Annotated in this window: 13 protein-coding genes; all 13 read right to left on the bottom strand. The window is 28.0% G+C overall.

Annotation, left to right across the window (positions count from 1 at the left end; translation table 11 throughout):
- Positions 1 to 12: 12 nt before the first annotated feature.
- The gene (locus EXD82_RS09395) at positions 13 to 1068 is read right to left on the bottom strand and encodes an ABC transporter permease family protein (protein WP_174919221.1); all 1056 of its coding nucleotides are present in this window, start codon (positions 1066 to 1068) and stop codon (positions 13 to 15) included.
- 67 nt (positions 1069 to 1135) lie between these two features.
- A complete protein-coding gene (locus tag EXD82_RS09390; RefSeq protein ID WP_142536662.1) occupies positions 1136 to 1987 on the bottom strand; it encodes an FtsX-like permease family protein in 852 nt (283 codons plus the stop codon).
- The gene (locus EXD82_RS09385; protein ID WP_142536661.1) at positions 1984 to 2673 is read right to left on the bottom strand and encodes an ABC transporter ATP-binding protein; all 690 of its coding nucleotides are present in this window, start codon (positions 2671 to 2673) and stop codon (positions 1984 to 1986) included. The genes EXD82_RS09390 and EXD82_RS09385 overlap by 4 nt, the downstream gene beginning before the upstream one ends.
- A 5-nt stretch (positions 2674 to 2678) precedes the next feature.
- Complete coding sequence (locus EXD82_RS09380; RefSeq protein ID WP_174919220.1) at positions 2679 to 3983, bottom strand: sensor histidine kinase; 1305 nt, start codon at positions 3981 to 3983, stop codon at positions 2679 to 2681.
- The gene (locus EXD82_RS09375; RefSeq protein WP_142536659.1) at positions 3980 to 4690 is read right to left on the bottom strand and encodes a response regulator transcription factor; all 711 of its coding nucleotides are present in this window, start codon (positions 4688 to 4690) and stop codon (positions 3980 to 3982) included. Before EXD82_RS09375 ends, EXD82_RS09380 begins: the two co-directional genes overlap by 4 nt.
- 90 nt (positions 4691 to 4780) lie before the next feature.
- A complete protein-coding gene (locus EXD82_RS09370; protein WP_142536658.1) occupies positions 4781 to 6880 on the bottom strand; it encodes an FtsX-like permease family protein in 2100 nt (699 codons plus the stop codon).
- Complete coding sequence (locus EXD82_RS09365; RefSeq protein WP_142536657.1) at positions 6867 to 7622, bottom strand: ABC transporter ATP-binding protein; 756 nt, start codon at positions 7620 to 7622, stop codon at positions 6867 to 6869. Before EXD82_RS09365 ends, EXD82_RS09370 begins: the two co-directional genes overlap by 14 nt.
- Before the next feature lie 144 nt (positions 7623 to 7766).
- The gene (locus EXD82_RS09360) at positions 7767 to 8489 is read right to left on the bottom strand and encodes an ABC transporter ATP-binding protein (protein WP_142536656.1); all 723 of its coding nucleotides are present in this window, start codon (positions 8487 to 8489) and stop codon (positions 7767 to 7769) included.
- 10 nt (positions 8490 to 8499) lie between these two features.
- Positions 8500 to 9501: an ABC transporter substrate-binding protein gene (locus tag EXD82_RS09355; RefSeq protein WP_142536655.1), complete on the bottom strand. Its 1002-nt coding sequence runs from the start codon at positions 9499 to 9501 to the stop codon at positions 8500 to 8502.
- Between the two features lie 67 nt (positions 9502 to 9568).
- Complete coding sequence (locus EXD82_RS09350; RefSeq protein WP_142536654.1) at positions 9569 to 10834, bottom strand: sensor histidine kinase; 1266 nt, start codon at positions 10832 to 10834, stop codon at positions 9569 to 9571.
- A complete protein-coding gene (locus EXD82_RS09345; protein ID WP_142536653.1) occupies positions 10818 to 11486 on the bottom strand; it encodes a response regulator transcription factor in 669 nt (222 codons plus the stop codon). The genes EXD82_RS09350 and EXD82_RS09345 overlap by 17 nt, the downstream gene beginning before the upstream one ends.
- A gap of 189 nt (positions 11487 to 11675) precedes the next feature.
- Positions 11676 to 12059: a rhodanese-like domain-containing protein gene (locus EXD82_RS09340; RefSeq protein ID WP_142536652.1), complete on the bottom strand. Its 384-nt coding sequence runs from the start codon at positions 12057 to 12059 to the stop codon at positions 11676 to 11678.
- Between the two features lie 77 nt (positions 12060 to 12136).
- Positions 12137 to 13963 carry a copper-translocating P-type ATPase gene (locus tag EXD82_RS09335; RefSeq protein ID WP_281282232.1) on the bottom strand — a complete coding sequence of 609 codons (1827 nt, stop codon included), beginning with the start codon at positions 13961 to 13963 and terminating at the stop codon, positions 12137 to 12139.
- Positions 13964 to 14154 lie beyond the last annotated feature (191 nt).

Here is a 14154-nt window from a genome sequence, read left to right as displayed (position 1 = left end):
CCTTATATATTTTTAATGAAGAAAATAATCATTTGAATATTTTATTATAGTTTTATGGATTTCTTTTGAAGTAATTATAGAGATCAAATATATAATAGACATTGTTATAAAAAATAATATCCATGGAATTTTGAAGTCTATATAATATCCACCTTTGATTCTAATAATGGTACATATTAAATATGAAACAGGTACTCCTAGCAAAAATCCTATTATAGCTGGATAAGTAAATGATCTTTTAGATTCCAACTGAATAATTCTTCTAATCTGGTCTTCTGTGGCTCCAATGTAGAATAATATCATAAAATCTCTTCCTCTATTAATTATATTATCCGCGGATTTACTAATTGAAATTGATGTTGTTATAAATCCAGATAAAATTATGATTAGTATAAATATAAAAAATATAATATTTATAAATGCTCTATTATTAGAATCTATATCATTTATATTATATACTCCCATTATATCAGGATAGTTTGATTGTATTTTCAAAATAGAATCTTCTACACTTTTATAATACGATTTATTGGTTGTTACTTCTATATCATTTATTAATGCATCAAATTTATAATTATCAAAAACATCACAATATATAAATCCAAAATCAGGACTGGACCGTGTAAGCTCTAATACTTTAAAATTTACATATCTATAATTTTTATCTGATAGATATCTTAATCTTATTGTATCTCCTTTTTTTATATTGTATTCTTTAGCATATTCTCTATGAATACATATATAATAACCATTTTTAAATTTTTCAGTATCCATTTCTTTATCAAATAAAGTTTTTTCAAGTTTTTTTACATCATTATTTTCTACTTTATTTATATACTGTATGTCTCTTTTTTCTCCATCAACTATAATTTCTACAGGAACAGTATAATATTTATATATTCTTTTGATTCCTTCTATTTCATGTAACTGTGATTCAATCTTTTGTATGATTGGTTCATATTTATAAAATTCTTCCAGATTGTTTTTCTCTTCTATTTCAGAAAAAAATAGTTTAAAATCAGTATTTTCTCCAGTAGCAATAGATATATTTTTATTCGTGCTAGACATAATTATAATCATAGTAGATATAATGATAAATACTATAGATATATAAATCCTACTCTTTTTTAATCTTTTAGAAAAGATTTTTCCGGATTTTTTTAGACAAATCTGGAATGGATTTGATAATCTGGAATATATCGATTCTTTTGATACTATAGAGATATTTTTTCTGCAGTAATATAAATACAATGTATATACTAAATATAGATATAATAATACATATAATAAAGGTATAACCTTTACTGCTATCAATATATGAATTATATTTCAATTCACTTATTATAAAACTATTTATCATAGATTTTAATACTAATACAATTAAATACGATATAAAAAAAGAAATAACTGCAATATAAAAACCTTGACTATATAAAATATATTTAATTTGCCTTTCTGTTCCACCAACTGTTTGAAAAATAGCTATATCTTTTATTGATTTATTTATATGAGACTCTACTGTAATTTTTATTATGATACAGGATAACAGTATAAATAGAACCAATATTATAATATATGTTCCTACATTCTCACAAATAACCATTTTGGAATACTCAAAACTATCATTTATAACTACTTTTTTATGATTAATATTGGTATCTTCTAAAAATTTATCCAGCATTTTATTTAATTTCATAAAATTCCATTTATTTAGATCTTTAAATTCTATATACATTCTTTTATCTTTATTAGATATGTAACTCTCTCTGACAAAGGCATGATTTTTTAATTTATAATATGTATTCATATCTGGATTATTTATGTATATGCTATAATTTTTAAAGTTGGATTCAATAAAATTTTTTTCATCCAATATATTATAAATAAGTATTGTTGATAATATCGATAGTATTATAATTATTGATGAAAAAATAAGGAATATATTTACAAATCTATTCTTGTTTTTTAATATATCTTTAAGTATCATATCTTACTTTTAAAAGTCTCCTCTCTGACAATTTTTCCATCTTTTATTTTTATAATTCTATCTGCAAATTGAGCTATACTCTCATCGTGAGTTACCATAATTATTGTTTGAGAATATTTTTCAGACATTATTTTTATCATGTTCATAACATCCTTAGACATAGATGAATCCAGATTTCCTGTAGGTTCATCTGCTAGTATTATCGACGGTTTTATTGCCATCGCTCTGGCTATAGCAACCCTTTGTTTTTCACCACCAGAAAGACTATGAGGCATAAAATCTGCTTTTTCTTCTATAGAAAGAAATCTCATTATTTCCGATACAAAATTCATATCAGGCTTTCTTTTGTCCAGATAAAATGGCAATATTATATTATCTTTTACAGATAGCGTTGATACAAGATTATAAGATTGAAATACTATACCAATCTCTCTTCTTCTGAAGATAGCTTTCTCATCCATACTCATAGATGAAATATTTTTTCCACTTATAATTACACTTCCTGTATCTGGTTTTTCTATTCCAGATAATAAATTCAGAAAAGTAGTTTTCCCTGATCCTGATTTTCCAACTATAGCTATAAATTCATTTTCTTTTATACTTAAATCTATTCCATCAACGGCTTTTACTGTTATATCACCATTTATATAGTACTTTTTTAAATCTTTTATTTTGATTATATCCATATACTTTATTCTCCTTTCTTTTGAAAATAAATACTGAATTTACTTCCAGACATACTATTTGAAGATACAATTATATTTCCGTTCTGTATATTCATGATTTTTCTTGCAAGATAAAGACCAACACCGCATCCGTTTTCTTTTTGTATTCTCTTATCTGATGATCTATAAAACCTTTTAAATATCTTGTTCATTTCAGTTTTGTTTATACCAAGACCCTCATCATTAATATCCAAAATTACATAATTTACTGTTTCATTTGCACTTATTATTACTTTTTTATCATTACCAGAATATTTAACCGCATTATCCAGAATATTAAATATTACTTCCTCAGTCCATTTAACATCAATATCCAATATATATTTTTTATCTAATTGGTTAATTATATCAATATTTCTTTTTGCTGCAGATGTTTTTATAGAGGCAATTGCTCTGCATAAACAATTATTTAGCTCCGCTCTAGCTGTTTTTATATTTATCATACCTGCCTCAAGCCTAGAAATATTAATAAGAGAAGATATCAGAGAATCAAGCTTATCAATTACCTGTCTTTCTGTATATAGAAAATCTTTCCTTTCTGTTTCATTTAGTTCCTCATCTATTAGAATAGTATTATATAATTTTAAATTTGATAAAGGTGTTTTCAACTGATGAGATATGTCTGTTACCAATGCTTTTATATTTTCTTTTTCCTGGTTTATTTTCAGCATATGTATTCTCATATTTCGATTTGCTTTGTCTGAGATCATATTTATTCTACACATTATTCCTTCGTTGTAATGTTCTTCTAAATTCATATTTTCTGATTTATATTCATTTATAGAATTTATATCATCAGAGAAATTAAATATCTTTTCTATTTTTTTATAAAAGATCTCTAAATTTTTTATTGTATATTTCATAACCATAAATATTATAAATAATACTAATACATTAAAAAATAATATTATTATTGCTAATATACACATATATTTTTTATATAATGAGTTAATATTATCAATATTGTATTGTTTTAAATATTCCCCTTCATATCCATAGTTCGAAAGTATTTTTTTCCCTTCTGATTTATAATTATCATCAGGATTCATAATACATCCAATTATAATATCTTTATTATCCGGCATTTTATCTATTATTTCAGCAATTGAAGATGCTTGTTTATCAAAATATGAAGTACTTATTTTTTCCATAATATAATTATTTAAAACTAAATATAAAATAAAAAATACGAGGGATATCAGAAATGATATCACCAAGTATCTTCTAAAAAATTTATCTTTCATAATCTCTGAAAATACTCTTATCATCATATTCTGATACACCTCGCATTCCATTTATATCCTATTCCTTTTATATTTTTTATGTATTGTGGTGAAGATGGATTCTTTTCTATTTTCTTTCTTAATCTACTCATATATACGGCAACAGTGTTATCATCGATAAAATCTTTATCTATGTCCCATAAAAGTTCAGCTATCTGTTCTTTTGAGATAACATTATATGCATTTTCCATAAGATAAGTTAGAATTTTTACTTCCGTCATCGTAAGCTGTACTTTTTCATTACATCCGATGTTTATACTATAGTCATTGTAGTTAAATTCTATATCACCAGAAATAATTTTTTCTTTCTTCTGTAAATTATTGCTACAGGAAGCTCTTTTCATAAACACTTTTACCTTTGAAACTAGTATAGATAAACTAAAAGGTTTTGTTATATAGTCATCTGCTCCCATTTCATATCCCATAACTGCATTTATTTCATCATCAAGCGCTGTAAGCATAACTATGTATACATCACTTATCTTTCTGATTTCTTCACACAATTCAAATCCGGTTTTATCAGGAAGACATATATCACTTATTATGAGATCTATTTGATTTTTACTATCAAAAAATATTTTTTCTGCATCTTCTGCATATGCCACACTTTCAACATCAAAGCCTTCTTTTTTCAGTTTAAAACTTATTCCTTTTGCCAAAATTTCATCATCTTCAACAAGTAAAATTTTACCCATTCCAACACCTCATTTATGATTGCAAGTTTGTTTATTTATAATGCATAAAAATATTATATCATAAATGAAATATCATATTCTTCATATTCTTCAAATTTCGATAATCCTTTTAGCCTTTGAAAAAGAAAATTTATAGACTAGCATCATATACATGAAAACAGTAATTGATATGATGGTATTTATTTTAATAGCCATTATCTCTGCTCCGGATATCTTATTGTCATTAAATATAAACATTATTATATTTATTCCTGCACCAATAATTATCCCAAGTATTGATGACACAGTAAATAATTTTAAAATTTGTTGCTTTAAACATTGATTTATATACTTTCTATTTGCGCCAATTTTCCTCAAATCATCAAATACATATTTATTTCTGGAAGCTATTGAAATAGATCTAGAATATAGAATTATACCTGATGATGCCATACATATTACTGCTATAAACGAAAACACAAGGAAAAATACTGCTACACTTTGCGCAAAATTTTTTTCATTATATATTTTAAATACTGGTTGCCATTTCCAATAATCCATAAGTTCAGGATTATCTGGACTAAGTTCTATATAATTTTCTTTCATATATTTATCTCTGTTTCCTGACTTTTCCGCATCAATATCATTGTACATAGTGCTCACAGCCATTTCCCTATCAGCTTTATCTAAAAACTTTCTATATAAATCACTCGAAAATTCATAGCTTTTATCAGATTTATCTATATTGAATATAATCTGTTTTATTTTCATATTTTTCGTAGAATTTGAATAAAGTTTACTATAATCAGAATCATCTAATATATATCTGTTTGTATCATTTCTACTTATAAAATAATTCTCCTCTGTTCCTCCATAAACTAAAGGGACTGATTCATTGGTATATATATTTGTAACATTATCCATATCATCAAACCTTTCAAAAAAGTTTTCTGATTCATCCGGAGTTATTACTTTCAAATATTTTCCTGCTGATATATCTATATTCTTTCCAGTTACTCTATTATATTCACTCTCAGATATAAAATCTGAGGTAGCAAATAATTTTTCATATTTTTCTATAGCTTTACCATTTTGTTCATCATCATAGTCTCTATAATATCCACTTGCAGTAAGCTGTATAAGTTCTATCTCATCGTAATCCTTTATTCTTATATCATACTTTTCTGCAGTTTTATCTATATCATTTCTATCAACTTCATCCTTATCTTTTGGATAATTCAATATAAATTCATACGGTGTATTATTTCCAGAATAAATCACTGATGAAGATGCATTAGATATATATGAACATGAAAAAATACCTATTCCTAAAAGAAAGGCCACTATAAATATATTCCTTACATTTTGTTTTCCTTCAAATCTCGTCATACCGTATGAAACTAAATTTTTATAATATTTTTTAGGATTTCTACCTTTCTTTCTGTATACAACCATAAATTCTACTATGATATATATACCTATGGCTGTAAAAAGTATAAATATATTAGTATATGCAGGTGCAAGTCTACCTAAAACATATACAAAAAATGATGGTGTTCCAAACTGAAGTAGAAGACCGATAACTGACATGCTAATACCAATAATCAATTTTTTTATACTTACCTTTTTTATTTCTTCTTTCCTTCTTTGAGAATTTATTATATCTATGATATTACTTTTTCTGATATTCATATATGACATCGTTATAATTATTGTCATTATAAATACACCAAATATAAATCCCCCGACTATTCCAATTGGAGATATGGCAAATACTGTAAAATCTTTATTTACAATATATTGTGAGAATACAGTCCATATTAGATACGTTATTATTTCTCCTGCAATAATTCCTATAAATATGCATTTCAAAATAATCATTATAAATTCTTTTTTTAACCGTTTTGCAATATCTTTTTTTAAAGCACCAAGTGCCAACATTACACCGATTTCCTTATTCTTATATCTTAAAAATAACATTCCAGCATATATACAGAATATTGTACATCCTATTAAAGATATTATAAATATAAGATAAAGCTGTTTTCTTGAGTCCCCACCTTCTGGAAATACTGATTGTACAACCGGCATCTGTGTGATAGCCAAAAATGAAGTTATCATCGAAACAGCAAATGATATACAAAACGCTAACTGTAAATAATATGATTTATTGTTATTTCTAAGTTTATTCATAATATTATTCATTGTCATTATTATCACCACCAAGATCTTTTAATATATTTAGTAGCTTATCCAGAAATTCTTTTCTATTTCCATTATTTATTATTTCTTTGAATACTCTTCCGTCCTTCATGACAATGACCCTATCACAATAGCTGGCGGCTATACTATCGTGAGTAACCATAAATACTGTTACTCCTAATCTTTTTTTGACTTCTATAAATGATTTTATTACTGATTCACTCGATTTACTATCCAGATTCCCTGTTGGCTCATCTGCAAGAATAATATTAGGTTCGTTTATTAATGCCCTAGCTACTGCAGTTCTCTGCTTTTGTCCTCCAGATATTTCCACAGGAAATTTATCTGAAATCTCTGATATATTAAATATTTCCAGTAGTTTGTTTGCCTCTTTTTCCATTTTTCTCCAATCACCATTTTGTATAATTCTAGGCATACATATATTTTCAAATACTGTTAATCCATCAAGCAGCATAAAATCCTGAAATACAAAACCCAGATTTTCATTTCTTACTACTGATATTTCCTCTTCAGATAAATCTTTTAATCTTTTACCATTTAAAATTATTTCTCCTTTTTCATAAGATATAAAACCTGATATACAATTCAACAAAGTGGTTTTTCCACTTCCTGATGCACCCATTATAGATACAAACTCTCCATCATTTATACTTATATTCACATCATGAAGAACAGGATATATCTTACTACCTGTTTTGTATGATTTATAAAGATTTCTGACCTCTAGCATATTAATCCCCTCTCCCTAATATATTTTGTGTAAATATAGTATATATCTTCAATCTTACATTATTATTTAATAATTCTTACAAAAAAGTAAGTAAGCATAAAATAAAAAGGCTACTACACAAATCAGTGTAATAGCCTTTCTGTTTTATACATTTAATATATCCAATATTTTTCTTTTCACTCCAAAAATATACTCTGGATTATCTTTATTATTAGAATCTACTTTTATTTCACATTTTATATAAGCTGGTTTATCTGAAACTATATATATCCTATCAGAAAGATATATCGCTTCTTCTATATCATGTGTTATTAAAAGTATAGTAGATTTTACAATCTTTCTAAGACCAAGGAGCCATTTTTGCATAGATTCTCTTGTAATAGAATCAAGAGCACCAAATGGTTCATCAAGAAGCATTATATCATTTGAATTTATATATGTTCTCATAAAGTTTGCTCTCTGTCTCATACCACCAGACATTTCAAACGGATATTTGTTTTCATATCCTTCAAGTCCAAACATCCTGAAATATTCTTTTACTGAATTTCTTGCATCATCTCTTTTTTCTTTTTTTAAAATAAGAGGAAGGGATACATTATCAATTACTGTTTTATGTGGTAAAAGCAAGTCTTTTTGATACATATAACTCAACTCACCATTTATTTTTACACTACCAACATCTGGTTTTATAAGTCCTGATATAATATTGAACAATGTACTTTTTCCACAGCCACTTGGTCCAAGTACTGACACAAATTCACCCTTATAAACTTTTATAGTCATATCTTTTATTATCTCAGAATTATCAAATGATTTTTTTATGTTTACTGCTTCTATTTTTAACTCAGATTTTTCAGATTCTTTCATCTAGACCTCCTTACTGCGGAAGAAATTCATTTGTATAAGCATCTTCAGGTAAAAGATCCTTGTCTATAAGTTTATATTCTTTTAGAAATTCTGTATAGTTATTCCATACCTCATCCTTCATTTCACCCCATCTTGGAGCATCATCTATATATTTATCTGCTAGATATTTCTGACTTTCAACAGCAAGTTTTTCATCTATTTCAGGTGCATTTTTCACAAGTATTTTTGCTGCTTCCTCTGGATTTTCTATAGCATACTCATATCCCTGAGCCGTAGCTTTAAGGAATTTTTTTACCATTTCTGGATTTTCATCAAGAAGAGTTTCATTTGAAATTAATAATGGAGTATAGTAGTCAAGTCTTTCATCAAGATCTCTTACTGGTATAAAGTTTATATCAAAATTTTTAAGTTTAGCCTGAACAACATCCCAGCCCTCATATATCCATGTGAAATCTACATTTGTAGTTGTTGCTGTAAAGAAGTCATCCTGACCTATATCTGCAACTGTAAGTTTACTGAAATCTGCACCAGCATTTTCCATAGCTGCTTTAAGAGCTGCACTTTCTGATTCAGCACCCCATCCACCGTAGATTTTTCCTTCAAAATCCTTAGGTGTTTTTATATTTTTTTCTTTTGGAGATGCAAAACCAGAAGTATTATGCTGTATAAGCGCTGCAACGGCTTTTATTGGAAGTGGCTCATCACTTGTTTTTGCATAGGTAACTTCTTCCTGATAAGATACCCCAAAATCTGCTTTCCCAGATGCTACAAGGCTTGCAGCACCACCTTCAGGCGGCTGAATTATTTCAACATTCAGTCCCTGTTCTTTATAATATCCATTTTCAAGAGCCACATAAAGTCCTGTATGGTTTGTATTTGGAGTCCAATCTAAAACAACTGTTACATCGGCATCACCGTTTTCAGATGTTTCTTTACTTTTAGAACATCCAGACATAAGAGATAAAGCTAGAATACTAGCTGTGAAAACTGATAATATCTTTTTTGCTTTCATTTAACATCCTCCTAAAATATAGTATATGTTTTATTATACTACAAAAGAGAAGTTTATATGAATATTATTATTTATGAGATTTTATCCCTTTCATCTCAATTATGAATGCTACAGCATTTTCTCTATTTATCATCTTATATTCAAATCCATGTTTTTTAAGAATTTGTGCTGTAAGATATAATCCCAATCCACTTCCACCAGTTTTTCTCGATCTTGATTTTTCTCCTCTGTAAAAAGGTGTAAAAACGCCTTTTATCTCGGTTTCATCTATTGTTACACCTGTATTTTCTATATCTAATATTGATGCTCTAAAACCTCTTTCAATTAATTTTATATTTATATTTTCTCCTTCTGGACTATATTTTATAGCATTATTTATTATATTATATAAGGCTTTACCGAATTTATCTTCATCAGCAAATACAAATGCTCTTTTATTAACGGTTATACTTACATTAAGTTTTTTTTCTTCAAGCAGAAATTCCTGTCTGTCTATTATATCTTTTATAATATCGTACAGTCTTACTTCTTTAAAATCAAAAGAACTTGATATAACATCACTTTTAGAAATCTGTACCATCTCATTTACTAATTTTCTAAGTTCGTGTGTTGTTTCATATGATTTTCTCAGATACAATTCTCTATCCTTATATTTTCCTATATTGTACATCATCCCCTCAAGTTGACCACTTATAATTGTTATCGGAGTTTTAAGTTCATGGGATATAGTAGCAATAAATTCCTTTCTATTTTCTTCTTCCTGCCTTTCCTTTTCTATAATACTTATCAGGGGTTTTGTTATAACATTAGAGTATATAAATGCACCGATTATTCCTATAATAACTGCAAATATAAGTGTAAATGGAACCATTCTTCTGATTACTATGTTTGCCTCATCAACAGGCTGCAGAGGCATAAGTATATCAAGGGTATATACATTATCTGTGTCAGCGGTTTTTATTTCTGTCTCTATTCTATACTCGTTATTTATACTATTTAATATATACTTACCGTATCTCAGGAATATAACTTCGTTTTTTCCATAGATTACATTTCCATCCTGGTCTCTAAGCAATATAGCCAGGTTCTGCTCTTTGGCCATATTATATAATGTTTCTTCAAGATTACTAAGCGTGTTATTCTTTGCTGTATTTACAACTTCATTAACACTTTTTTCAAGCTCTTCTATCTTATATTCATGATAATATTTGGGAAGAAAGAAATATATCATTCCATATATACCAAGTGCCAAGGCTACAAGAAGAGCTGTTGTTATAGAAAATAATTTATATTTTATATTGAGATTTTCCCATTTTTTATATATTTTTATCAAGAGTATATCCTATCCCTTTCACTGTTTTTATATATGGTATTGTTATTTTTTTTCTTATATTTTTGATATGTGCATCGACTATTCTGGTATCTCCATAATAATCATATCCCCATATACTATCTAAAAGACTTTCTCTTGTTATAACCTGAGGATATTTTTCAATAAGCTCTTTAAGAATATTGAATTCTTTCAGAGTCAACTCTATTGTTTCACCCTCTATTTCAGCTGAATATGTATCAAGATTTAATTTCAGTTTTTCAAATACAATAAAATTGTCTCCTATTGTTCTACTACTTCTTCTAAGTATAGCTTCAACTCTTTTAACAAGAAGATTGAATGAAAAAGGTTTAGTTATATAATCATCACACTCTATTTCGAATCCTTTTACCTGATCTATTTCCTGATCAAGTGCTGTCAGGAAAATAATTGGTACACTAGATGTCTGCCTTATCATCTTGCATACACCATATCCATCAAGATTTGGCATCATTATATCAAGTATTATAAGATCATAATGATTTTCTTTAAATTTCTGTATTCCCTCTACTCCATCATTTGCAGAGTCAACATCATATCCCTCTGCTGTTAAAAATTCTATTATTAATTCCTGTATATTCGAATCATCTTCCACAACAAGTATTGAAGAATTCATAAATATCTCTCCTCTCAAAATAAGCTTTTATTTTACATTATTATATTATCACTAAAATCTTAACTCAAACTTAAGTTTATTGAAATTATTGTACTATAAAATCAAAAATATATAAATAATCTATGAAGAACTGTTTTAGATTTATACGCATCAACATAATAAGCGCTCAGTAAAACTGAACGCTTATTATTATTCTAATATATTATTCTTTTGTGAAGAAGTTTTAAAAAATCTTTTTATTCCTTTACTTAGAACAACTGATTCAACACCAATATATCTTGCATATAAACACATTATCGGACTTCTTAGTCTTCCTCTGGAACATCCAAATACAACCTTCTTTTCTCCTTGTACTGAATACTCCAATATTTTTTTTCTTATAGAATCCTTATTTTTTATAAGAGAAAATAAAATAACAAATAATGCACATGGATAAAATCTCTTTATCATATTGTGTGTTTTTTTATCTATTATAGGTATATTTTTATCAAATAGAGGCATTTCCGCAAATTCTTCTTTGGTTCTGCAATCTATAAGAACCTCATCAGAGATATCTTCAAATTTAATGAACATATTTACTTCACCTCTATCTCTTCATATATTTAATTTATTATATCACATAGAATATATTATTGTAATTAGTTTGATTTTTATAGTTTTATTCTTCTAAGTCTTAATGCATTACTTACAACTGATATAGAACTTAAGCTCATTGCAGCTGCAGCTATCATTGGATTTAAAAGTGGTCCACCGAATAAATATAATAGACCAGCAGCTACAGGAATTCCTATTGTATTATATCCAAAAGCCCAAAATAGATTCTGTTTTATATTTTTTATGGTTTCTCTGCTGAGTTTTATAGCCTTCGGAACATCCATTATAGAATTTTTTATAAGCACTATGTCAGCTGATTCTATAGCTATATCTGTACCATTTCCAATAGCTATACCTATATCAGCTTTTACAAGGGCTGGAGCATCATTTATTCCATCTCCAACCATAGCTACGAATCTACCTTCATTCTGAAGTTTTTCTACAACAGCTGCTTTTTCATCTGGAAGAACTTCTGATATTACATCGTCTATTCCAACTGATTTTGCTATTGCATCTGCCGTTCTTTTATTATCCCCTGTAAGCATAACTGTTTTTATATTCATACTATGTAGATACTCTACAGCTTTTTTACTGCTCTCTTTTACTACATCAGCCACACCTATTATAGCTGAAAGACTGTTGTCTATAGCTATATATACAGGAGTTTTTCCCTGAGATGAAATTTTTGCCTCTTCATCTGACATATCAGATATATTTATATTTTCAAGGTCCATAAGTTTTTTATTTCCTATAACCATATGTTTATTCTCTATTACTACTTTTATACCCTTACCTGGTATATTTTCAAATTTTTCCGTAGATGCAAATCCGAGTTCTTTTTTTTCTGCAAACTCAACTATAGCGCTTCCCAGAGGATGCTCTGATCCCTTTTCTGCTGATGCAGCAAAACGCATTATATCATTTTCGTTAAAGTCAGAACCACTAGAAACACATATATCTGTAACAGTAGGCTTTCCTTCTGTTATAGTTCCTGTTTTGTCGAATACAACTGTATCTATTTTATGCGCAGACTCAAGAGAATCTCCACCTTTTATAAGTATTCCATTCTCTGCTCCTTTTCCTGTTCCTGCCATTATCGCTGTCGGAGTTGCAAGACCTAAAGCACATGGACATGCTATAACTAGAACTGCTATAAATATTGTTAGAGAGAAAACTATGTCTTTGTTTCCCACAAAATACCAAAGAATTGAAGAAACTACAGCAACTGATATTACTGCTGGAACAAAGTATCCTGCAACAGTATCTGCAAGTTTTGCAATAGGAGCTTTTCTTGACTGAGCATCTTCCACAAGTCTTATTATATTGGCAAGAACTGTATTTTCTCCGGTATGCTGAACTTTTACTTTTACCATACCGTTTCCATTTACAGAAGCACCTGTTACTAAATCCCCAGATTTTTTTTCGATAGGTATGCTCTCTCCTGTAAGCATAGACTCATCTACAAATGTATTTCCGAATATCACTTCTCCATCTGCTGGTATTTTATCTCCAGGTTTTACAATTACTATATCTCCAACTTTTAAGTCATCTATTTCTATTTCTTTTTCTCCATTTTCTGTTTCGATAGTGGCAGTATTAGGCTGAAGACCTATAAGTTTTTTTATAGCCTCAGAAGTTTTTCCTTTTGATTTTGCTTCAAAATATTTTCCAAGTGATATAAGTGCTATTATTATACCTGCACTTTCAAAATAAAGTTGGTGATGATGTGAATGTACAATTGTACCCGCTGCTATTTCGTATGTAGTATATGTACTATATACAAATGCTGCAAGTGTTCCTATTGCAACAAGAGTATCCATATTTGGACTTCCTGTGAATATTGCCTTAAATCCGTTTATATAGAAATGTCTGCCCACAATCATTATAGGTATTACAAGAATCATCTGAATAACCGCATAATTTAAGAGATTCGCATCTGGGCTTATTATGCTCGGTACTGGAAGTGGACCTATAGGTGCCGGAACCATCGGACCCATAGCTATATAGAAAAGTGGTATTGCAAAACACATTGTAATTATAAATTTTATAAACATATTGTGCATTTCAATTTCCT

Source organism: Peptacetobacter hominis (genome assembly GCF_006861675.1).
In the GTDB taxonomy this organism is placed as follows: domain Bacteria; phylum Bacillota; class Clostridia; order Peptostreptococcales; family Peptostreptococcaceae; genus Peptacetobacter; species Peptacetobacter hominis.
The sequence above is the reverse complement of the archived record's forward strand: the minus strand, read 5'-3'. Positions and strand labels throughout refer to the sequence as shown.